22 protein-coding genes and 3 pseudogenes are annotated in these 22,071 nt (G+C 39.6%); 14 read left to right on the top strand and 11 right to left on the bottom strand.

Going from position 1 to position 22,071, the window contains the following annotated elements; translation table 11 throughout:
- Positions 1-151: 151 nt before the first annotated feature.
- Both H6G69_RS34875 and H6G69_RS26195 read right to left on the bottom strand, forming a co-directional pair.
- Positions 152-421, bottom strand: a pseudogene (locus H6G69_RS34875) (recombinase family protein); the annotation flags it as partial.
- 10 nt (positions 422-431) lie between these two features.
- Positions 432-929 (bottom strand): molybdenum cofactor biosynthesis protein MoaE, encoded by a 498-nt coding sequence (locus H6G69_RS26195; RefSeq protein ID WP_190692046.1) that lies wholly within the window; start codon positions 927-929, stop codon positions 432-434.
- 46 nt (positions 930-975) lie between these two features.
- Between H6G69_RS26195 and H6G69_RS26190 the strand changes: the two genes are divergently transcribed.
- Positions 976-1,356, top strand: a complete 381-nt coding sequence (locus tag H6G69_RS26190; protein ID WP_190692045.1) for a nuclear transport factor 2 family protein — start codon at positions 976-978, stop codon at positions 1,354-1,356.
- Positions 1,357-1,392: 36 nt separating this feature from the next.
- On the opposite strand, the gene pyrR is transcribed toward H6G69_RS26190, so the two are convergent.
- The 3 genes from pyrR to H6G69_RS26175 all read right to left on the bottom strand — a co-directional run bounded on the left by pyrR (position 1,393) and on the right by H6G69_RS26175 (position 3,599).
- Positions 1,393-1,929 carry a bifunctional pyr operon transcriptional regulator/uracil phosphoribosyltransferase PyrR gene (gene pyrR, locus H6G69_RS26185; RefSeq protein ID WP_190692044.1) on the bottom strand — a complete coding sequence of 179 codons (537 nt, stop codon included), beginning with the start codon at positions 1,927-1,929 and terminating at the stop codon, positions 1,393-1,395.
- Between the two features lie 154 nt (positions 1,930-2,083).
- Positions 2,084-3,034: an adenosylcobinamide-phosphate synthase CbiB gene (cbiB, locus tag H6G69_RS26180; RefSeq protein ID WP_190692043.1), complete on the bottom strand. Its 951-nt coding sequence runs from the start codon at positions 3,032-3,034 to the stop codon at positions 2,084-2,086.
- Positions 3,035-3,155: 121 nt separating this feature from the next.
- Positions 3,156-3,599 (bottom strand): RrF2 family transcriptional regulator, encoded by a 444-nt coding sequence (locus H6G69_RS26175; protein ID WP_190692042.1) that lies wholly within the window; start codon positions 3,597-3,599, stop codon positions 3,156-3,158.
- 667 nt (positions 3,600-4,266) lie between these two features.
- Between H6G69_RS26175 and H6G69_RS26170 the strand changes: the two genes are divergently transcribed.
- Complete coding sequence (locus tag H6G69_RS26170) at positions 4,267-4,680, top strand: AbrB family transcriptional regulator (protein ID WP_190692041.1); 414 nt, start codon at positions 4,267-4,269, stop codon at positions 4,678-4,680.
- 508 nt (positions 4,681-5,188) lie between these two features.
- On the opposite strand, the gene H6G69_RS26165 is transcribed toward H6G69_RS26170, so the two are convergent.
- A complete protein-coding gene (locus H6G69_RS26165) occupies positions 5,189-7,087 on the bottom strand; it encodes a chloride channel protein (RefSeq protein WP_190692040.1) in 1,899 nt (632 codons plus the stop codon).
- A 640-nt stretch (positions 7,088-7,727) separates the two neighbouring features.
- On the opposite strand from H6G69_RS26165, the gene H6G69_RS26160 reads away from it, so the two are divergent.
- Positions 7,728-8,096 carry a hypothetical protein gene (locus tag H6G69_RS26160; protein ID WP_190692039.1) on the top strand — a complete coding sequence of 123 codons (369 nt, stop codon included), beginning with the start codon at positions 7,728-7,730 and terminating at the stop codon, positions 8,094-8,096.
- 108 nt (positions 8,097-8,204) lie between these two features.
- Here the strand turns inward: H6G69_RS26160 and H6G69_RS26155 are convergent, their stop codons facing one another.
- Together H6G69_RS26155 and hcp are read right to left on the bottom strand one after the other, a co-directional pair.
- The gene (locus H6G69_RS26155; protein WP_313952075.1) at positions 8,205-9,317 is read right to left on the bottom strand and encodes an L-histidine N(alpha)-methyltransferase; all 1,113 of its coding nucleotides are present in this window, start codon (positions 9,315-9,317) and stop codon (positions 8,205-8,207) included.
- Between the two features lie 136 nt (positions 9,318-9,453).
- Positions 9,454-11,088, bottom strand: a complete 1,635-nt coding sequence (gene hcp / locus H6G69_RS26150) for a hydroxylamine reductase (protein ID WP_190692037.1) — start codon at positions 11,086-11,088, stop codon at positions 9,454-9,456.
- A gap of 121 nt (positions 11,089-11,209) precedes the next feature.
- On the opposite strand from hcp, the gene H6G69_RS26145 reads away from it, so the two are divergent.
- The 6 genes from H6G69_RS26145 (at position 11,210) to H6G69_RS26115 (ending at position 14,034) form a co-directional block, all read left to right on the top strand.
- Positions 11,210-12,094, top strand: coding sequence for a Crp/Fnr family transcriptional regulator (locus H6G69_RS26145; protein WP_242072188.1), 885 nt, complete (start codon positions 11,210-11,212; stop codon positions 12,092-12,094).
- A gap of 198 nt (positions 12,095-12,292) precedes the next feature.
- A complete protein-coding gene (locus H6G69_RS26140) occupies positions 12,293-12,523 on the top strand; it encodes an addiction module protein (protein WP_190692036.1) in 231 nt (76 codons plus the stop codon).
- Positions 12,520-12,813 (top strand): type II toxin-antitoxin system RelE/ParE family toxin, encoded by a 294-nt coding sequence (locus H6G69_RS26135; RefSeq protein ID WP_190692035.1) that lies wholly within the window; start codon positions 12,520-12,522, stop codon positions 12,811-12,813. The genes H6G69_RS26140 and H6G69_RS26135 overlap by 4 nt, the downstream gene beginning before the upstream one ends.
- A 93-nt stretch (positions 12,814-12,906) precedes the next feature.
- Positions 12,907-13,302 carry a hypothetical protein gene (locus H6G69_RS34140; RefSeq protein WP_242072187.1) on the top strand — a complete coding sequence of 132 codons (396 nt, stop codon included), beginning with the start codon at positions 12,907-12,909 and terminating at the stop codon, positions 13,300-13,302.
- The gene (locus H6G69_RS26120) at positions 13,299-13,556 is read left to right on the top strand and encodes a hypothetical protein (protein WP_190692034.1); all 258 of its coding nucleotides are present in this window, start codon (positions 13,299-13,301) and stop codon (positions 13,554-13,556) included. Before H6G69_RS34140 ends, H6G69_RS26120 begins: the two co-directional genes overlap by 4 nt.
- A 94-nt stretch (positions 13,557-13,650) precedes the next feature.
- On the top strand, positions 13,651-14,034 hold the full coding sequence (locus H6G69_RS26115; RefSeq protein ID WP_190692033.1) for a DUF433 domain-containing protein: 384 nt from the start codon (positions 13,651-13,653) through the stop codon (positions 14,032-14,034).
- 174 nt (positions 14,035-14,208) lie between these two features.
- On the opposite strand, the gene H6G69_RS26110 is transcribed toward H6G69_RS26115, so the two are convergent.
- On the bottom strand, positions 14,209-15,399 hold the full coding sequence (locus tag H6G69_RS26110; protein WP_190692032.1) for a type I restriction endonuclease: 1,191 nt from the start codon (positions 15,397-15,399) through the stop codon (positions 14,209-14,211).
- Positions 15,400-15,643: 244 nt separating this feature from the next.
- Here H6G69_RS26110 and H6G69_RS34870 point away from each other — a divergent pair, with 244 nt between their 5' ends.
- Positions 15,644-15,823: a DUF6888 family protein gene (locus H6G69_RS34870; protein ID WP_397326999.1), complete on the top strand. Its 180-nt coding sequence runs from the start codon at positions 15,644-15,646 to the stop codon at positions 15,821-15,823.
- A complete protein-coding gene (locus H6G69_RS26105; RefSeq protein WP_190692031.1) occupies positions 15,820-16,029 on the top strand; it encodes a DUF6887 family protein in 210 nt (69 codons plus the stop codon). The genes H6G69_RS34870 and H6G69_RS26105 overlap by 4 nt, the downstream gene beginning before the upstream one ends.
- A gap of 77 nt (positions 16,030-16,106) precedes the next feature.
- On the opposite strand, the pseudogene H6G69_RS26100 reads toward H6G69_RS26105, so the two are convergent.
- A pseudogene (locus H6G69_RS26100) lies at positions 16,107-17,207 on the bottom strand (nickel-dependent hydrogenase large subunit); the annotation flags it as partial.
- A 116-nt stretch (positions 17,208-17,323) separates the two neighbouring features.
- On the opposite strand from H6G69_RS26100, the pseudogene H6G69_RS26095 reads away from it, so the two are divergent.
- The 3 genes and pseudogenes from H6G69_RS26095 (at position 17,324) to H6G69_RS26085 (ending at position 20,130) form a co-directional block, all read left to right on the top strand.
- Positions 17,324-18,806 (top strand): annotated as a pseudogene (locus H6G69_RS26095) (site-specific integrase).
- A 278-nt stretch (positions 18,807-19,084) separates the two neighbouring features.
- Complete coding sequence (locus H6G69_RS26090) at positions 19,085-19,888, top strand: cold shock domain-containing protein (RefSeq protein ID WP_190692049.1); 804 nt, start codon at positions 19,085-19,087, stop codon at positions 19,886-19,888.
- A 47-nt stretch (positions 19,889-19,935) separates the two neighbouring features.
- Entirely contained in the window at positions 19,936-20,130 is a 195-nt protein-coding gene (locus H6G69_RS26085) for a hypothetical protein (protein WP_190692029.1), read from the top strand.
- A 188-nt stretch (positions 20,131-20,318) separates the two neighbouring features.
- Here H6G69_RS26085 and H6G69_RS26080 read toward each other — a convergent pair whose 3' ends face one another.
- Entirely contained in the window at positions 20,319-21,869 is a 1,551-nt protein-coding gene (locus H6G69_RS26080) for an ATP-binding protein (RefSeq protein WP_190692028.1), read from the bottom strand.
- Positions 21,870-22,071 lie beyond the last annotated feature (202 nt).

Genomic DNA, 22,071 nt, shown 5'->3' with positions numbered 1-22,071 from the left:
TCCTGAGCCTATTTTATTAAATCAGATTTTTGCCAAGCTTACTTCTTTGGGACGTATTCATGCCGTTTCTACAGGCTTTAAAGCCTCGTAAATTGGCAACGGTATTGTTAAGTAAATAAATTCTCGTTAATATAGGACTAGTATTTGATTTCTGAAACTCATTCAAAACTTTACGCAGTGTAGGCAGCGAACGAGATAACCTATCAAGACGAGTGATAATAACTTGCTTTACTAACCCGCCTCGAACCCACTGCATGAGTTTCTGAAAATTAGACCGTTGGTCTTCTTTGCCTTCACGTCCAGATTCAGTATCAGTTAATACTATTTCTGCCCCTGCCGCCTTAAGACGAGCTATTTGCTGATCTAATGCCGCCGAATTTTCTGCCTGTTCTCTAGACGAAACACGGGCATAGGCAACCACTTCGGGAATTTTAGCAATTTTGTCCTGACTGTTCACAAGCACCAATACTCACCCAACTGCTAGATAGTTTACCATCTAGCTCGCTATACCACTCCTTTTTCCAAATAGGTGCATTGTGTTTAAGTGTATCAATAGCATAACGGCAAGCTTCAAACGCTTCACTTCGATGGGGACAACCAACTGCTACTAATACGCTGATTTCTCCTACTTGTAAACGTCCAACGCGATGATGAATGGCTACTCGCCGGACATCTGGCCAAAATGTGCGAATATCAGCAGCAATTTGATAAAATACCCGCAATGCCATCGGTTCGTAGGCTTGATACTCTAAGGCAACTACAGGTTGTCCATCAGTATTGTTCCTAACCATACCACTCATAACCACTACCGCCCCATTAGCTGGGTCGTCAGCTTTAGCATAGATTTCTTCCAGAGATAATGGTGCAATACTAATCGCAAAACTATCTTCACTACTAGGTTTAATTGGCGCAGTAAATGTACTTGTCATAAATCAGTTTATATAATTCGTATCAGTAAGCATAGCAATTAACTATATGACATCTGAAGTTTTAGCTATCAATACAGCTTTTTACCGGGCTTTTGAAAAAAAAGATATTGAAGCCATGAAAGCTATATGGTCTCATGGCACTGGAAGCTTATGCGTTCATCCAGGGCGCAAAACTTTGCGTGGTTGGACAGAAATTTGTAATTCCTGGGAAAAGATTTTTCAAAATACCGCATATATAGAAATTAATGTTGATATCGTGACAACAGAAGTTACTGATAATATTGCTTATGTTGTGCTAATTGAAAATGTCTTCCAAGTCTTGGGTGGTCGAAGAATAGAAGCACAATCAATGGCTACCAATATATTTCAGAAATTAGGCGGCAAGTGGTATTTAGTCCATCATCATGGTAGTCCAATTATTAGGTAGTCAATGGTCAAAAGGATGCAATTTTGTACTTCAAAATTAATCTCCGATTAACTCTACCGCATCTCTGTCGTCGAGATTTTGCAGATAAACTTTGACTATTTCTTCTTTAGCGGTAGGTAATTGCTTGCCGATAAAATCTGGATGAATTGGGACTTCTCGATGACCTCTGTCTACTAACACGGCTAAACGAATAATTTCTGGTCTACCATACTCAGTGACAGCATTTAAAGCTGCGCGAATTGTTCGGCCTTTAAAAATTACATCATCAACAAGGATGACAGTTTTTCCTGTCAGGTCAAAAGGAATGTTGGTTTTGGCTGGAGTTCGTAAGCCAATTTTGTCTAGGTCATCTCGATAAAAAGTGATATCTAAGGCTCCCACTGGTACGCTTATACCTTCTGTAGCCTCAATTTGACGTGCTAATAATTCTGCTAAAAATACTCCTCTAGTATAAATCCCTACAAGCACTAACTGAGATAAGTCACGGGTTCTTTCAATAATTTGAGAAGCCAGACGGTTGAGGGTACGGCGTAAGTCTTCGGATGAGAGAATTTCAACGACTTTTGCAGACATAGGATTTATTTGATAGTCAAGGGTTAAAAGTCAATAGTCAAAATATTGACTATCGGCTCAATTACAAATTTTCTATTTCTATCATTACTTGTTTGGGAGTTAAGTGAGTATTCAACTCATATACTTGCTATTGACTGCCTTCAAGAGTGGTTGATTAATGAATGAGGATGGTTATAGCGATCGCTATTCCTAACCACAATAAAAAACTATAGCGAGTTAATTGTAAAGCTTGGTGAATAGTAGTGGGTGTGATTGGGTAAAGGGCATCGCCTAAGAGGGGTTTTTCTTTAGCTACCCCACGGTAACAATTTGTTCCCCCCATCTGCACGCCCAAAATGGCTGCATAAGCACATTCACTCCAACCAGAGTTGGGACTAGGGTCTAAAATGGCATCTCTGCAACAAATGCGCCAAACTTGCAATGGCTTACCCGATAACAACGCTAAGGTAATTACCGTTAACCGACAAGGTAGCCAAGTTAAACAATCTTCGAGACGCGCGCTAAACCAACCCAAATAAGTATATGGTGCTTCTTTATAACCCACCATCGAATCCAGAGTGCTGCTTGCTTTGTATGCCAAAGCTAAAGGAATTGGCCCAACATTGGGTATACAAGCACCAACAATGGCATAAAAAAGTGGAGCCATCACTCCATCAGTAGCATTTTCGGTGACAGTTTCTAAAACTGCGCGTAAAATTTCTGCTGCGCAAAGATTGTCAGTATCTCGACCAACATAATTACTTAATTGGGAGCGTGCCTCTGGTAAATTGCCAACAATTAAAGGGTGTAAAACATCTGTAGCTGCTGTTCGTAAACTTTTTAAGGCAAAACAGCTAGCTAACATAATACTTTCTATAAGTATTGCCAATAATGGATGCAACCATTCGGCAGTTTGAATTATTAACCAACCCATACAACCACTACCAACTATCAAAATTAACCCTAGGAAAATTCCGGCAATTTTTTGTGTTATGGAATTTTGACATAAGTTAAGCCAAAATTTTGTCAGACGAGAAATGACCCATCCCATCACTTTGACTGGATGAGGCCAACCCCAAGGATCGCCTATTAAAAAATCTAAAACTGCGGCAATTATAAATGTCATTTCTCCCCTGTTACAAAGTACCGATCGCCATCAGCCTCCAATCAGACTTTGCATTTTGTCAATAGTCATTTGTCCTTGATTATTGGTGTCATACTATTGAATAATGATTATTGACTATTGACTAAACTACAAAACTTGCTTCTTCTCCTAAAGATGCTTGCCAACTGCGCGCATCGTAATACAAATCTGCCAATGTAATACTATATAAAGCTTCTTTGAGTTTTTGGTTGAGTCGTTGCCAAAGAGTATATGTTACCCAATCTTCTGCTTGTGCTGGAGTGGGTTGGCGATCTGGTATGTGGGTAATTGTTTCACCCACTGCTTCTAATATTTGGCCGATAGAAATTTGTGCGGGTTCTCTTGCTAGTTGATAGCCACCTACACTACCCCGAATCGATTTTACTAATCCCGAACGACGCATTTCTATTAGTAATTTTTCGAGGTATGGTGCAGGAATATCTTGACGCTTGGCGATGGCTCTTACCGATCCAGGCCCATAACCAGGCTGCAAGCTTAAATCTAGCAAAGCCTTGACACTGTAATGTCCTTTGGTAGTTAGTTTCATGATTCTTGAGCCAAAAGCTGATAGTACATAGCTAAAAATCAATAGTTCATAGCCTAAATATTGACTGTACCAATTTTAGATTTTAGATTGCCGATTTGCGATTTTTGAGTTCATACCTTAACTCTTGTGGGTGAAACAAATCTCAGCATTCACCCATCACTTAGTTCCTTAATACCATTTGGGATTTTAAATTTTAGATTTTGGATTGGGAATTGCTGTCTAAGTCTGGGTTTTACCAATCCATCTCCGTCTCAATCATTTTTCAAAGTGGGATAACAAGGGTAGTCGGAGTCAATCCAATCATCCCAAATCCCAAATCCCAAATCATTCTACTGTTGGCTATTGACTAAATACCGGGTTTACTTATCATTGTTTGTTCCAACAATCAAGCTGAATAAGTAGATCAACTTTTTTGTCTTACTTTAGAAAACTTAAACAAATATAGTTTAGCAGTCTTTCATACCCCATATATAGTAATCACCATTATTGATATCTACACAATATATTGTCTTGACATTATTGATAATTATGCAACAATTTTGGCTAGGATTGTAATATACTTGGCTAGGCTGATATAAAAAATAAAGGATTTTGTTCCTACTATCTCAACCTCAGCTAAAATAAAATCGATTCAACTACTTCAACCATTCATTTTCAACCTAAGTTGATGCCTAAACAAAAAAAAATTGAACCCCTAGTCGGTGAGGATCTGCTCAAAAAAGTCAAAGAGCTAGAGAACCTTAGCAAAGAAGAAAAAGCGAAACAGTGTGGCTACTATACCGTTACTAAAAATGGTATAGAGCGTGTCAATATGATGAAATTCTTGAACGCTCTCATTGATGCTGAAGGCATTCAGTTAGATACCTCGCCCAATGCAAATGGACGTGGTGGACGCAGTGCCAGCTATAGAATTAGCGTACAATCAAACGGTAACTTACTGATAGGATCAGCTTATACAAAACAGATGAATCTCAAACCTGGTGATGAGTTTCTCATTACTTTAGGTAAAAAGCACATTCGTCTGCGGCAAGTAGATCCAGAAGATAAAGAAGGTATCGAAGAAATTGAAGCCACAGCTTAAATAAATAGTCAAAAGTCAATAGTCTAAAGTCAAACAATTTTGGATTTTGTCAAAAGTTGAGCCAGTGCGTTGCACGGGTTTCCCGGCTGGGAGCAACTGGCGTTGCGTAGGCGGGTTTTCCGACTTGAGCAAACTTTTTTCAAGACAGATTTACGGTTTTAGATGCAGTGTACCCAGTGTTGGGTTGCAGCTAAGAAATTTGAGATTGGTTATGCTCCCTGTATGGTGAGGCTTGTAGTGAAAAACCAATCTAAAATCCGAAATCTAAAATTGGTAAGGTCAATAGTCATCAGTCAAGACCATTGACAAAACAATTTACCAGATGCGGAGAAGGTAAAGCTCAGAAAGCTACGCTTGTGCCAACTCTGCATACAATCGCACTCAAGCGAATTAATTTGTGGAGACTAAAAAATTATTTCTTTTGACTAACAACCCCTAACAATATTGTTAGGGGTAATTATGGTGTGTTCTTGTGTTTCTCTATTTAAGCTTTTTGGTATTTCCTGAGCTATTGACTATATCTGTGATGGATAGCACTAGTAATATATTCATGTAGTGTTTTTCGAGTTACTGCTAAGTTGCATGTTAAGGCAATTTGTTCTTTTTCTAATAAACCTAAAATGCGTTCTTGGTTGTCTCTGGCGACTACAGGTAACTGATGCAATCCTCGCAAAGCCATCCGATCTAAAGCTTCTGATAAAGGTTCGTCGCGCCAAGCATAAAGAATTTCAGTGGTGCAGATATCCATGAGAGTTTGATTAAGCAAATCAGGGTGAATTTCGGTATCAGAATTTTGCAAGTTTTTCCATCGGGTAAGCGCGCGATTAATATCTTCTAAAGAAATAATTCCGACTAATTGTTCGGCTTCATTAATTACTAAAGCACTACGGGAGCGATCGCGGGTCATTTCCATCGCGGCTTCTAATAGTCCCAAATTAGCTGAGAGTTTTTTCGGACAGGAAAGTACAGCATCTTCTACAAAAATTTGCTGGACAATTTCTGCTTGTTCATCTTTCAAATCAGCCAAACCAAATTGTTGCAGTTTTGAGTTAGAGTTCACATTTGGCTTAATTTGATCTATTAACCACACACTCAAACCCACCGCCGCCATCAAAGGTAAAACAATGCGGTAGTCGCGGGTTAATTCAAACAACATCAAAATTGCTGTCAATGGCGCTCTGACACTCGCCGCTAACACGGCGGCCATTCCCACCATTGCGTAGGCTGGTGGTGCAGCCATATATGCGTCAATTCCTGGTACTACTAGGCATAAAATTTTGGCATAAGCTGAACCAAAGGAAGCACCCAAAAACATTGCCGGTGCAAATAAACCGCCGACAAAACCACTCCCGGCACTAATAGCGGTCATCAGCAACTTGAATATGAGCAACGCCACCAACAGATTAAGCGAAAACTCCACATCTTGAAGCATTGCTTGGACAGTGCCATAACCAATACCTAAAATCTGCGGAAATTGCAAAGCCACCAACCCCAAAATCACACCGCCGATAACGGGATGAAAAGCTTTGGGGATGCTTTGGAAAAAAGTGAAACCAGGAATTGAGCCAGCAAAACAAGCCTTGGCTAACCGAATTAATTCTGTATAAGCCAGAGAGACTAAACTTGCGCCTAAACCCAAGCCCAAATATAAAGGTAGTTCAAAGGGACTACGGACTTGGTAAGCAGGTAAAGCAAAAGCAGGTTGCGCGCCTAAACCAATTTGAGCGATTAATGCGGCGACAACAGCAGCGAGTAAAACTACACTCACAGCCGAAGTTGCAAAAGATGTTGCCCCCATAACTACTTCTAAGGCAAAAAAGACCCCAGCGATCGGCGCGTTAAATCCCGCCGCTAACCCCGCAGCCGCACCAGCACTTAATAGCAAACGCTGACGCTCTTGCGATGCTTGGAGGACAAGCGACAACAACATCCCGAAGTTAGCACCAATCTCGACACTTGGCCCTTCCGGCCCTAGGGAAGCACCACTTCCTAAAGAAACCGAGGCCGCAATCATTTTTGTCACAGGCCTTAAGGGGCGCTTAATTGCCGTGCCTTGAGATGCAGCAATTAAAGTTGACAAACCAGGGCCAAAATCTTGAGTGCGCCAGCGCATTAACCCGACAATTATGCCACCTAAAATCGGCACGCAGGCTAACGTCCAGGCTCCCCAAGTCCCAATGATGCTCATTAAATCTTCTAGCATCAGATGGTGAACTAGCTCGATTAAATAGTGAAACGTCACTATGCCCATACCAGTACCACCACCAATCAGTACGGCTAAAAATAGCACAACTGTTTCTGGGGAAGGTTGAAAACGATTAATTAGATGGGTAAAACGGCTGGAAGGTGTAGGTAATGCAGGTTGTTCCATGACCTTCCTGAGATTGGTGGGAGGCAAGAGAGTCATTGAAATAAAGTTGAGGTAAATGTAAGAAAAAATTTAAATTTTCATCTGTTACTTCTCATTGTGAGCCATTATTTATCAACCAGACAAGTAAGTTAGATTAGCTGGGTTTATAAGGCTTTGATTAAAAAAAATTTGCTGGAGAAAATGGCTACATGAGAGAAAATTAACATTCAAGAGGCTGCGATCGCTGCTATGGTACGAATAGGTAGCGTCAAAATTTTCTTGAGAAAAAAGACAGTACCGATAAATTGAGTAAATATACTAATGGTAAGCAACAAACAGGAGTCATCCTGAGGCAAATCTAGCTATACTCGTGTTGCGACCATTAAAAAATCCCGAAAAATCTGTTCACCCAAATTATTGTGGGTAAAGACAGAAAAAGGACGGCAGTGCTATCTTGGGGTTTGTCCAAGTTAACAAACTGCGGTGGAGCAACAAAAGCAGGGTAGCTAGGGAATAAAAGATTTTATTTCTTACCATCAACCCAACAAAGTTGAATTGCTGGAATATTAGCAGAACGCTTGGTGGATGATTGGCTGATGTCGTTATACCACACAATGAAGACTGCTAAGGGTGACTCAAAAACTCAATATGACTATTTTTTTATAGAGTGAATGGATGGACTAGGCGGACACGGTAGATGAATACACCCATCTTTGATAATCATTATGTTACTTGCCCTATTTGCCAAAGAAATGCTAAACCCAAACCAATTAAAACTTACATAGGTTTGTTTAGCTGTCCTTATTGCCAGGAAAGATTAGTAGTCTGTCGTAGCGGTCATTATGTCCGCGATCCTTTTACTTTCAAACAAATCATGCTTTGTTCAGCACTGCGCCGGCAAAGCAGCCCCTTAGCGAGAATTGTTCGAGATTTTCTGCCTTTCAAAACGCCTTTAATAGCTTTGGCAGTTGGTAGTGCTATTTTATTAAGCATGGTAGCTGTAACTCAGCAAAACACCAATCACAACGAGCCATTATTACCACAAACCGAAAAAATTCAAGATTAAAGAATATAAATGTAGCACATGAAACAATAAAGACAAGTGGGAAAGTAGCCATTGATTATTGATCAATGACAACCCCCACAAGTTATATTTATTTTCCCATTAACTTGACTAATTATTAGCAACTGTACAAATTGCCATAATATGTGATGAATACTTGTTTGTTGTGAAGCGAACAAGTTTTAAACCAGCGTTTTCTAATTCTTGAAGAAGTTCAGGCATTTCATATTTATGATGTCTCCAAATAGTAATTTCCTTACCTTTGGGGATTTTAATATACTTATTTATGCCATTCACCAGAAAATTTATCGTGTAATTATGCCGAAATTTAATATTAGCAACTACACTATCTGTTTCTAATTCATACTTTCTAATTAGTTGGCAATCTTGAGAGTTAATCCCAATTTTATTTTTAATGGAGGAATATATTTCTTCTGCATGATACTTGCAGCCACCTCTGGCGATGCCATCCCATTGAGAGTTAGAACCAATTTCGTTAGTAAACACCAGAAAATCTCCGGCTCTCATGCTATTGCTAAAATTTTTGAGTACTTTATTTCTATTGTGATGATTGCCCATAGTCACGCCCAGGTGCAATATGATTTTGGCTGTATCTTGGGTGTGTAGATGTGGTTGGGTATTGGAGATAAATTCAGGGATACAGCTATTTTCTATATCAAGTTGTTGGTTTAGATAATGGATATTAGGGAACCAAGTTTGAAAATTGGTTCGGGAAACAGCTAATAAGCCTTCGCTAATATCTAAGGCAATATATTGATTAATTTTATTCAAGCTATGCAGATGCGTGACAAATTCTTTCGCAGGATAGGAATTACCTGCACCGACATCAATAATATTAACTTTGTTGCTGGTTAAGTTACTACAAAGATATTCAAAATTATCTCTTAAAAGGTCAATTTCTGTATTAGATTTGCGATACCACTTGGGCAGTAAAAATTTTTTGTAAAAATCATTCCAAATTTTTGCGCCTTTACCTTTATAAGCATATTTTAGAGGAATTTCCCATCTAGTTTCTAAGGCATGAATGATTTCTAAAACTTCTTCTTGCGAGAAAATAGAGTAGAACTCAGAACTTGGCTTTGCTGTGCGATCGCTCTTGATGGAATTATCTAAGAAAATTTGGAAATTACTACGAAACTTTTTAGCCATTAGTCCTTGTTCTTGGGTGCAGTATGTGAAATATAAACCAAAATGGTTGGTCACAATTATGACCAACCATGTATTTTCCCATGCTCTTGACTCAAAACAAGGAATTTTCTTATTTAGGGAAGGGTGTAGGGTTAATGGATTCTGGATATTACATACACCCCACACCCTTACACCCTTAAACCCTTGATTTTTAGCCAAGACAAGCAGCTAAATCTTGTTCTGGGGTGGTGATGAGTTTGAGATTGAAGTTTTCAGAAAGTAACTTGACAACATTAGGTGTCAAAAAAGCTGGCAGTGTCGGGCCGATGCGAACATTTTGGATACCTAGATGAAGCAATGTCAAGAGAACTGCGATCGCTTTTTGTTCATACCAAGACAGCACCATCGACAATGGTAGTTGATTGACACCAATACCAAAAGCATCGGCTAAAGCCACAGCAATTTGAATCGCTGAGTAAGCATCATTGCATTGTCCAACATCCAACAGGCGAGGAATACCGCCGATGTCACCGAGATTTTTGTCAAAAAAGCGGAATTTGCCACAACCCAAGGTTAATACCACACAATCATCCGGTGTTTGTTCGACTAAATCGGTGTAATAATTGCGCCCAGGTTTTGCACCATCACAACCACCCACCAAGAAAAAGTGGCGAATCTTGCCTTGCTTGACAGCATCAATTACAGTATCCGCGACACCTAAAACTGCATTGCGAGCAAAACCTGTAGTTACAGCACCGCGAGTACTTTCTTCAGTAAATCCTGGCAGTTCCAGTGCCTTTTGAATCACCAGTGAAATGTCATGAATGCTAACGTGTTGCAAACCAGGATAACCCACAGGCCCCAAAGTAAACACTTTGTCTTTGTAAGATTCATGGGGAGGCATCAGGCAGTTTGTCGTCATAACAATTGCACCCGGAAACTTTTCAAACTCATGGGTTTGGTTTTGCCATGCCGTACCGTAGTGTCCGTAGAGGTGAGGATAAGTTTGTTTTAGCAGAGGATAACCATGTGCAGGCAGCAATTCACCGTGAGTATAAACCTGAATACCTGTTCCGGCGGTTTGCTCTAAGATAGCTTTCAAGTGCAGCAAGTCATGTCCAGAAACGAGAATTGCCTTACCGACTGTAGTACCAAGATTTACCAGTGTCGGTGTTGGATGTCCAAAAGTTGTAGTATTACCAGCATCTAGTAATTCCATTGCTTTTAGGTTCATCTGCCCAACCTGCAACGCCAAGTTTACCCACTCTTGCAGACTCTTATCTTGAGCATCTAAACCAGCGAGAACTTCATGGAAAAATACATATAAATCTTCATCATGCTGATCTAGTTCAGTTGCATGGAACGCATAAGCCGCCACACCTTTAAGCCCATATAATACTGTCAGCTTGAGTGAAAAAATATCTACATTCTTACCCGATTGACTAATAAACTCAAACTCTAAATCTTTGCCTTGTTGAATTCTTGCTTGTAAAGTGCTAGCTGGTTGAAAAGTATTAATAGCCGACTCAACGACAGCATTACCTGTGGCTTGAACTTGTAACTTAAGACTTGCACGTAATGCGATCGCATGATTAATAAACCCAACAAAATCATCCGGCGAAAAATTCACATTCGTCAGTGTGGAAAACAGCATCTCACAGGTAAACTCATCAGTATCGCGTGTGGCAATACCGAGAGATTTTGCTTGCAACGCCACCTGAGATAACCCACGTAGACAATGCACTAGTAAATCTTGTAACGCATCCACTTCAGGACTTTTACCGCAGGCTCCCCACTGATGACAGACATCGCCACGGGTTGTTTGTTCACACTGGTTACAGAACATGATTCATCGCTCCAATCTTCATAGCTCCAGAATATTCACCCCCTTTCAGCAAATCCTTGATCTAAGTCAAAACTATAGGTAAAGTTTCGTAACTTATGCCAGGGGATAGGTTATAAGTTTGATGATTTTTGTCCTAACCTATACTTCGACTGTTATAAATCTCACCGTCGCTAGAATTATTAAGTACCTCATTAAAAACTCCGCGTACCTCAGCGTTTACCTCAGCGTGACGGCAGTCGCTACAACGGGGGGAACCCCCGCAACGCGCTGCCTCACCTTTGCGTTTAAAAACCCTACCAAACAACACCTCATGGCTGTTAGCGAACGAGTCCTAGAAGTAAAAAAATTTTTGCAAAGTACATCAATTTTTCAGAACGTATTAGATGAACAACTGCAAGCCCTAGCCAACATTGCTATTCCCCAAACTTATAAAAAAGGTGCAACCCTGTTTTGGGAAGGAGATGAAGGCACAGGATTATTTATTATTAAATCCGGCAGAATTAAAATTTTTAAAGTAGCTAACGGTGGAAAAGAACAGATTTTCCATATATTTGGGGCGGATGATTATTTTGCCGAAGTTCCTACCTTTGATGGCGGAAGTTTCCCAGCCTCAGCTGCGGCACTAGAAAATTCCGAAGTTGTGTTTATTCCTAGAACAGCATTTTTGCTTGTTGTGCAGGAACACCCAGCCCTCGCCTTGGCTATGTTGGGAAGCTTCGCCCGACACTTGCGAAAATTAACGCATTTAGTTGATACCTTATCATTTAAAGAAGTCCCCGAAAGATTAGCACACTACCTATTAAATTTAAGCGATCGCTGCGGCAAAGCTGATGTCTTCGAGTTAGATTTACCCAAAGGACAACTCGCCGCACTCCTCGGCACAATTCCCGAAACTTTATCGCGTACCTTTTATAAATTTAGCCAAGACGGAATAATTGAGATGAACGGTACAACAATTAAATTGTGCGATCGCGATCGGCTACACAGTCTAGAAAAGAATAAATAAAATAATGCCTATTTTGCAATAAGCGATCATCTGTGGTGATTATGTGCGTTGGCGTTCGCGCAGCGTGTCGCTTTGCGACTCAGCCCACCGAAGGTATCGCTCTCATTCCAAATATAGAGCTATGATACAAGGTTGATGCTGCCGCTATGTTAGATTATGGTTAAAGTGTAAGCACAATTCAGCTTTGTGTAACAAGCTATGCAATCAATTGAGCAACTCACAGCAGAAATTTTATCTTTGCCTAGTGCAGCGAGGGTACTTTTAGCAGAAAAGATTATAGAAAGTCTAGAGTTCGATACAGATCCCGCCATTCAAGCTGCTTGGATTACTGAAGCAAAGATGCGGCGTGATGAGATTAGAAGTAATTATGTACAACCCATACCTGGAGATGAAGCTTTAGCTCAAGTGAGGCGGCTACTTGAGCAATGAAATATGTATTTCATCCTGAAGCACTGACAGAATATGCAGAAGCTGTCCAGTACTACACAGCACAGCGTACTGAGGTAGCACAAGCATTTATTAATGCTGTTGAGGATGCAGTTTATCAGATTAGAGAATCTCCTTATCGTTGGAAAGTAATTGATGAAGACGTTCGGCGATGTCTGACACGCAAATTCCCCTATGGAATTCTTTACACTATTGAGCAAGACTACATTCTCATCTTGGCAGTTATGCACTGTAGTCGAGAGCCAGGATATTGGAAAAGTCGCAGAGATTAGATATTACTTGGTTATAGATATGATCGCCTGTGGTGAGTCTGTGCGATCGCGCTAAAATATTGCTTAGAAGCTGAATGCTAAAGGATGAGCTTAATGTCAATTGTTGTTACCCTTAGCCCAGAATTAGAAGCATTACTACGTGATAAAGCTGCTCGCCAAGGTCAAGATGTTAATCTTGTTGCATCTGAGTTACTAGCAAGTTTTTTAGAGTGGGAAGCACAGGAATCAAAAGAGGCTGTAAAAGGTATTCAACAAGGATTAGATGATTTTGATGCAGGAAGTTTTCGGTCTTTTAATGAGTTGGTGATTGAACGTGCTGTGAGTCAATTTTCACCAGAAGAACTATCTGCTTTTCGTAATTGGTTTGCAGAATTTGATGCTGCTATTTGGGATCAAAAGTTTGAGAAAGATGTACAAGCAGGAAAGCTCAATAATCTTGCTCAAAAAGCATTAGAACATCTGCGGAAAGGACACTGTACGGATCTGTGATACACAAAGCAACTCCAGACTTTTGGTATCACTACCGACAGTTACCACGCAATATTCAGGAACTCGCTGATCAGTGTTATGCTTTGCTCAAGCAAGATCCCTGGTATCCATCACTGCATTTCAAGAAAGTAGGGAGTTTTTGGTCTGTACGAATCGGCTTACACTATCGAGCATTAGCTGTTCAAGAAGATAACAAAATAGTTTGGTTTTGGATTGGCTCACATTCAGAATACGATAAACTTTTAGGGCAGTAGCACAAAAATAAATTACTGAAACTGTATCTGTAATGCGATCGCTCTCATTCAGAAACTAGAGTAATGATATAGAAAAATCTGGGAGGTTACAGGTATGACTCCAGTATTTAACGAGAAATCAGCTATTGTCCGTACAGAACGTGGTCTGACGATCGCTGGAACACGCATCACTATTTATGATGTTATGGATCACCTTTTGGCTGGATGGACACCTCAACTGATCCGAAATTGGCTTCCTTTAACAGAAGAACAACTTGATGCTGCACTTGCATATATTAACTCCAACCGTACTGAAGTAGAAGCAGAATATCAAACAGTTTTAAAAGAAACCCAAGAGCTACGTAAATACTGGGAAGAGAAAAACCGCGATCGCCTTGCACAAATAGCCAAAATCCAACCAAAGCCAGGACAGGAAGAGATTTATGCTAAACTTCTGGCTTGGAAAGCTAACCTCGGTCTTATGTGCGATCGCTTTTAGCCAGCATTAGCAAATTATACAAATAGCTGATTGTAGTGAATGAGCGATCGCCTGTGGTGATTTTGTGCGATCGCTGCTAGTTAGAATGCTGTATTACACCTTATGAGCGTAAATTTAGCAGAGATAAAAATTCTGCCAACTCAACTAACCCTTTGGTTTCCCTTGGTTCTACAATTAGTGTTTTGATGCTTCTATTTCATAGCAACGCAAAATCAAAGGCTTTAGCTTATTAAAATCATCTATCGAATCAATCTTTATTTTTGACACCATTTCAGCGTTCACTCCCGGTATATCCTGAATTTCAAAATCAGGGGCTAATCTTTTTGCTTCATCTGGATGTATTCTAGCAATAAAACTTTTCTTAGTTGAGGATAGATATAATCGCAAAAACCACCATGTTGTTCTACCAAGATTAATCCCAAAATATGAAACAGTATCCCTCTGTTGGATTTCCAAATTATATTTTGTGGAAGTTTTCGTAATTGCCTGAATTGTATTAAAAGCCGCTAATTCTTCTGCTGTTGTAATAACATCAGTTTTCTCCTCATCTTCCAACCCATTAGTGACATCTGTTTCTACCTGTTCTGAACCTGCAAAATATCGATCCTTTGTCAAATGAGTCATTTCTTGATTCACTGAACGAGTAATCAATGATAATAAACTTGTTTGAATTGAGCGTTTAACAATGGGCTGAAATCTATTAATAACTTTTGCATTCACTACATTTCCTCGAAATTCAAATTTTGGTGCAACCGTCCCAAGTTCCTTAATTAAAAAGTGAACAAATTTATCTGAAGGAGAAACTAATAGTCCGTCTATTAATTCACTTATGCCTTGGGAGTAGAGCATTTCTTCAGCATCATTCTTAATCCTAGCCGCATCAAAGTTATCACGGTGAAACAGCTTAAGATTTTCTATATCTTTTGGAGTATAGTCTAGAATATTAAAGGTAAAAAATGCTTCTTTATCCATTATGTGGATATTCTCTAAATCAGTGAAAAATCGGTATTCAACACCATTGGTAACAATGCTAATTTGAGCAGTTAAAATTGCATTGAAATAACTTCTCAACTGTCCATCATGAACCTCTGGTTTTTCCTGACAAGACTTGGCCTCAACCAGCATAACAATGTTGCCATTAATTGCGATCGCGTAATCTACTTTTTTTGGCTGTTTTACTTTTGCTGGTGTACCAAAATCAGCAAAGTATTCATGTTTAACTTCGGTTGGGTCGGTAATGTCATAACCTAAAATACTTAAAAATGGAGAAATAAAAGCAGCTTTCGTATTTTCTTCTCCTATGACGATAGCAAGCCTACTGCTAACTTTTTCAGATAATTTAGCTAAATCTTCCGCAAAACCCATACTAAAACCCTGCGTAATACTTTTGTCATAACAACAGTATTCCCAGTTTTACCTAGTAATTATCATCTGTTTACTAATAGGACTTACACAAACACCTTCTCGAATCCTCTTTACTTCGTGTCCTTTGCGCCCTTTGCGGTTTGTTTTTTCATGATTTTGCGTAAGTCCTGACTAAGAGTCTGGTGATTTTGGTTTATGCTACTTCTTATATTTCCCAATGATACATACAGAAAAATTCTGAGCAATTATCCCTACACCAGAACAAAAAACGCAGTGTTATATATTGTGCTGCTGGTTTACAAAACTTTATTTACCTATCAATATTGTTCGGATGGATGAACGAACAGGAAATATATTCTTGCTGGCTGGCGAGGAAAATATTATAGAAATATACCCTAACGGACGGTGGAGGTACATCGGATGAGTAAGCCAAACTTTCAAGCTATGAGTCAGAAAGAATTACATGATTATGTTCTTGCTCATCGGGATGACCAAGAAGCTTTTTATGCTTATATAGATAAATTGCACGCGGAAGCAAATTGGATTGAAATGCCACCATTAGAATCATTGCAAGATTTGGATAATTATCCTGAATTTATGGAACGTTTTCGTGGCAATTCTCAAGCTTAATATGATACGGAATAAGCTAATGACTAAATAACAAATAGCCATTAGCCATACTCATAAAAAATTCTCTGCGTTTAAACCTACGCAGTCCGAAAACGTGCCAACTCCTCGCCTGTCTTCGCATCGTGGGCGTGGACTGTACACACAAGACAGGAATCAAAAGAACGGGCGACGTGTCCAACTTCTACAGGATCGGTCGGATCTTCGATAGGTGTCCCTACTAACGCTTCTTCAATGGGGCCGCGTTTATCTTGACCGTCACGGGGGCCGATGTTCCACGTACCAGGGGCAATGACTTGGTAGTTCTTAATCTTACCGCCTTCTATATCTACCCAGTGGCACAAAGCACCCCGCGCGGCTTCGGTTGCACCCCAACCTTTGCCGTCTTTTTCTGTGGGTTTGATATACCAAGGGTCGTTTAACTTGAACTCGCGCAAACAGTGTTCGGCTTGGCGATATAGTTTCACGATTTCGTGGAGTCTGGCTAATTGACGGACGTGAATATTAGCACCGCCCATTTTCTTGAATACATCTAAGATGAAGCCATCATGATGTTGCCAAGATTCACCGTGATTACCACCTGCTACTAACTGACGCGCCAAGGGGCCTGCTTCTAAGCGTCCGAAATCTTTGTGTAATACTGCACTTGCCCAAGAATAGGCGTTGTCGAAGTCTTTTGTATTGTTAGCGATGGGTTTTGTAGTGCGATCGCTTGGATGAATATCTGCTGTCCCTTCATCGTACCAAGAATGGGTTAAATTCTCGCGGGCGAAGGACTGATCCATTAGGCTGTGCGTGTCGGTGAAGCTGTCATACACGCCACCCTTCATAATCATCGCCGCATTCCGCCCTGCAATCGTCGGTTTTTGGTATTTATTCTCATGGGCTAAATATCCCCAAGTGACGTATTTACCAACACCAGCGCCATATCTATCTAGACCAATATCTAGACCCATCCGCCAATAAAAGCCTAAGTCTGACTCACGATGTTTGATGTCTTCATCTAACCAGTTCATAAAGTCATCGTAAGTCTGTATTTCTTCGTAGCGTTCTAAAGAACAGCCTAACCATACTGGTTCTAACCAGTTGGTGCGGAAATATTCTAAAATTGCCCAGGCGCGGGTAATGTCAGTTAAGGTGGGGGCGCACATCACACCACCAGGCACCATATAACTGCTATGACAACTGGTGGTATGCTGAAAATGTTCCTGAGTAACTTATTTTGTAAAGTAATTTTGCTCGACAAGAACATTTTATTTTCACCATTTCGGTTTATAAATAAGGGAATATTTAGGGAATGAGCCGAGAAAATCAGGGTAATTGCGAGGAAACATATTCCACATCTACACATGAATATGTAAATGCAGATTTAACCGACTTATTCGCCGATATATTTGCCGATTTTGAGCCGCAGAACACCACAGACGGTAGCTATAGGGGAACAATGGCGAAAATAAAAGCAACGGAATTACAGTATCAAGCAGTTTTTGAACAAAAGTTAGTCGAAGCCAATACTAATTTAAAAAGGGAGAGAATAAGAGTTAGCATTAAACAAACTGGCAATTCTCTCCAATTACGAGCTACCCTACCCTTAAAACCAGGCGATGGAAATTCAGGTAAGCAAAAAAAACAGTATGACTTGTCTCTAGGGATACCAGCAAATTTAGAGGGATTAAAAACTGCAATTGAGGAAAGTTATGAGTTGGGTAAATTAATTGCTCGTCACACTTTCCAGTGGAACGAGAAGTATTTAGGAATTAAATCTAGAGAAAAGCAAGAAATAAAAAAGATTGGAGAATTATTAGATACATTTGAAGAAAAATATTATCAAACACGTCAGAAAAGTATCACCAGTCAAAATACTTTTGCTAACTACATATCTGTCATCAAAAGAAACTTCCCTCTCACCTATTTAGCCACAAAAGAAAATTTTGAGGAAATTATTAATTCAGTTCATGGGAATAAAAAAAATGAACTAATTGCGGTAACTTCTGTTTTAATCAAAACCTTTAATTTAGGATTTAAACTCGATGTTAAACGTGATAATGTCACTCCTGCTTATCGAGAAATACCTGATGATGAAAAAATAATATCTGCTTTTCAACTCTTTGAAAAATTTGCACTCAGCCGCAAAAACACAAATATCAGTGATGAAATAGATACCTGGGAAATGTGGCGTTGGGTATATGGAATGTTAGCGACTTATGGTTTAAGACCAAGGGAATTATTTGTAGAACCGGATATTAATTGGTGGATGTCTCCCCAAAATATAGACCACACTTGGAAGGTGAATAAAAATACCAAAACTGGATATCGAGAAGTTCTTCCTTTTGTAGCTGAATGGATAGAATTATTTGATTTAAAAAATCCCAAACCATTAAATATTTTAGAACAAAAGGTGGCAAAAATTGCATCTGTACAAAATATTAATTGGATGCGGAGAGATATATCCAGATGGTTTAGAAAAGTGGGAATTGAGTTTCAACCTTATGATTTACGCCATGCTTGCGCGATTCGATCGCATCTTCAGGGAATAGCGATCAAAGCCGCAGCAGATAACTTAGGTCATACTGTTGATGAGCATACAAAAACTTATCAAAGATGGTTTGGGATTGAAAATAGGAAAAAGGCCTTTGGTGAGGTAATTAGTCAAAAGTCATTAATTGAGTTGCAGAAAAATGAAATATTGGCGTTACGGATGGAGAATGAAAGGTTGAAGTTGGAGGTGGAAAAGTTGAAATTCTCAGAGAATATTTAACAATCCAGAGGACTGTGAATAGCTTTAGCACCACGATTTAGAAAACAAATATAAATCAATAGTGTTCCGTTAAGTCTAAAAACAAAAACAGGCGTAATGACTGTCTTGATTTTTAAGTGCGATCGCTAACTTTTCAATCCATCATTATATTCTTGCTTTGAGAACTTAGTACAACTGTAAATACAACTTTTTTTATACTTTCTTTAAGTAAAATCCCGGTTCTCATTAATGGAGAGCTTTCGGTTATGATGCAGAGATTATCTGAGGTGTATGACCGGGGACATCAAGGGGTTTGATTTTATGACGATAGATTTTGGTAGTATTAACAACTACCATGCTGACAGAGGATTTGGGTTTGTCGGTCGTACTTTTTCTAATCCTAATGGAAAAGTTTTCTTCCATATAAAAAAAATCAAGAAGAAACATCCTGAATTAGCCCAAAAATTGGACAATAGCGAAGCTTTAGAAACAGTCAATTTCTGGTATGAAATTGAAACAACTGAAAAAGGCGAACAAGTTAGTAAGCTTTGGCTAAACGCAGACAATATCCCTCAAAGCTATACACATGAATTATGTGGTTTGATCCAAACAGTAGAGAGTATCTGGAAAAATGTAGACTCTCCAAAACCTAGCTGGCTTGACCTTGTAACGATAGAGTTAGTTGGAGTTGATCGTAGACATGAACTAAGTTTTGAGCGAGATAACTTAGAAAGTCAACTTAGAGCGGCAGAGGAGGAGCGATGCAGGGAGGCAGAAGCTCTACGAGAAAATGAAATTACAAGAATAGCTAATAAGCATCGTTTAGAGAAAACGAAGGCTGATGAGTTGCATCAACTACTAACGGAGATGCGTCCTTTAGGTTTTACACATAGTAAGCAACTCTCGAAATATATTGTAAGATATGAACTTGGTTATAAGTATCCAAATATCTCAGGTATCGTGATAATGGAAGATGGAAGTACAGAATGGGAGTTTCCTGGCGGATTTCCTCCAGATATTTATAAAATTATTTGTAGGGAACTCGGTTTGGATAACCAGAGGACGAATGCTAGAGTAAAAAGATTTGACTCATGGACAGATATCTATTCAGCAAATCAAAAATAAGAAAAAAGTATTATTTTATAGTAAAAAAGTAATAAAATTGTACAAAAATGAGTAAACCTTTTTACAAAAATAAACTTACAGGCAATTATGGTGTTCTTGAAGGAGTAGTACCCTTAACTCTTAGGCTTGTAAACGCTGTTGGCGGAATGATTGAGTTGAGTCATCAGCACGAAAATGTCGCGGCTGAAAATCTAGTTGAAGTCTCATCGGAGGAAGTTCAAAAGGCTTTACTGGGTTTTTAGTGCGATCGCGGATCTTGTAGGCTGCGTTCCCGAAGATAACTCCTAATCACTCCGCCGATAAATTCCTGGGAACAAACCAAGATTGTGGACTTTAAGGAAGCGATCGCAGTCTAGAGGTGTTAGATTTGCTGTTAAGCATATTTGAGAAAAGCGATCGCTCAAACAAACAAATCAATCATACAAAATACTCAAGCCCGAATCACAGTAATCCGACGCTGATTTTCTGTCAGCACAACCTGAGTTGATAAACGTTCTTCCATTGGTAGGGCATTTTTACGCCTATCAAACACAAATAACCAACCAAAATCTAACCCCAAACGCCCTAAATAGGATTCCAACTGCTCAATCCCCTCAGTTTGGGGGTCACGCTTCTTCTCCCGCCATACCTTTAACTCGATACCTAACGTGACATCTTTGTAACGCAGACATAAATCCATTCTGTCACTACCAATTGCATATTCCCTCTCCAAGACTCCACCACCATTAACCACACGATGCAAGAAAGCCATTAATACGATGTGGGGGGCAATTTCATGGTAGCTAGTGCTACCTAATAACGGTTCTCCATGCTGTCGCCAAAACTTGAGAAATGCTGCCAGTAACGCATCTATATTTAATTCACCTTCTGGAGTTAACCAAGTTGGTGCAATCACTGGTAGGGAAGCCATTGGTGTCACTGTTAACACCCTGGGTAAAACTTCCCGATAGATGGGATTAGCAATGGTTAATCCACCTTGGGGGTGCATTTTACACAATCCCAAATCAATCACAAATTGAATATCATCATTGGGTATATCCCCCAATTCCAAACCTGCTAACATCGGTTCAATAATTGCTTTTATCCTGGGTTCTCGTAAGCGTTCGGCTAAACTATCAAGATGAGTATCTTGACGGGCAATTAATATTTCTTTTGCTTGTAAAATATGTTCTTTGGTAATAGAAATACTTCTATCTTTCACCATTTTTTCCACAACTTCTTTAGCCAGAGCATTCACTAACCAAGGTTGTCCTTGAGTTAAATCAAAGGCTGTTGCTGTGGCTTCTGGTGTGAAAATTTGTCCTGTTTCTTCTGTATGTTGTTGATATAGTTCTGCCACTTCCTCGGCATTAAAATTTCTGAGGGTAATGGAAGTTACTTTAATATTAAAAGGACTGGATGTGTTTAATCTGTCACTACCACCCGATGCTACTTTGTAATCCCGCACATCCCTTAAACCAATTAATCCTACCGATGAGGGAAAATTTTCTGGACGATTAGGAAAACCATCTCGTAACTGTCGTAAAACTGAAATTAGTGTTTGGTCTTGTAGGGAATCAATTTCATCTATAAATAATACTAACGGACGATTTATAGCTTTTGACCAAGCTCTTAAATTTTCGCCAATTCTCTGCCCAGGGGCATTATAAACCCAAGCTGGGGGTTGTAGTTCTGGGGGTAAGTTATCCTCAATTGTATTACGCCAAGTTCCCAAAATCGCTAATTCTGCTGCACTGGGGTCATGATTGAAAGCACTTCCCACTTCCGCAGATACCATTACTGCTGCATAACGTCCTGTGGCGGTAAGTTGCTGTGCTAGGGCTAACATTGCTGTGGTTTTCCCTGTTTGTCGCGGTGCATGAACGACAAAATAACTACGCTGTCGAATTAGCTCCTCCAAATCTGGTAATCGTATTGTTGGAGAGAGCATATAGTGGATATCGTCTTTACAAGGGCCTGCAATATTAAACCAGCGAGACATAGGATTTTGGCAGTTAGCGGATACTTTGAGTTTAGACGATTTTAAGATTGGGGATGGCAGGAAGGGCTAATTGAGGATTTTTGTTTGTATGAACATCGGGTAGATATACCGAATCATTCCGTCTATTACTTGGGAAAAGATAATAGCCAGAGAATTTATTGCTATCCACCCAGATTTAGGTAGTTATCTGGAAAATGTCTGT

Origin of the sequence: Nostoc sp. FACHB-110 (genome assembly GCF_014697425.1) — a bacterium.
In the GTDB taxonomy this organism is placed as follows: Bacteria; Cyanobacteriota; Cyanobacteriia; order Cyanobacteriales; family Nostocaceae; genus Nostoc_B.
This window is presented reverse-complemented; position numbering and strand designations above follow the sequence as displayed.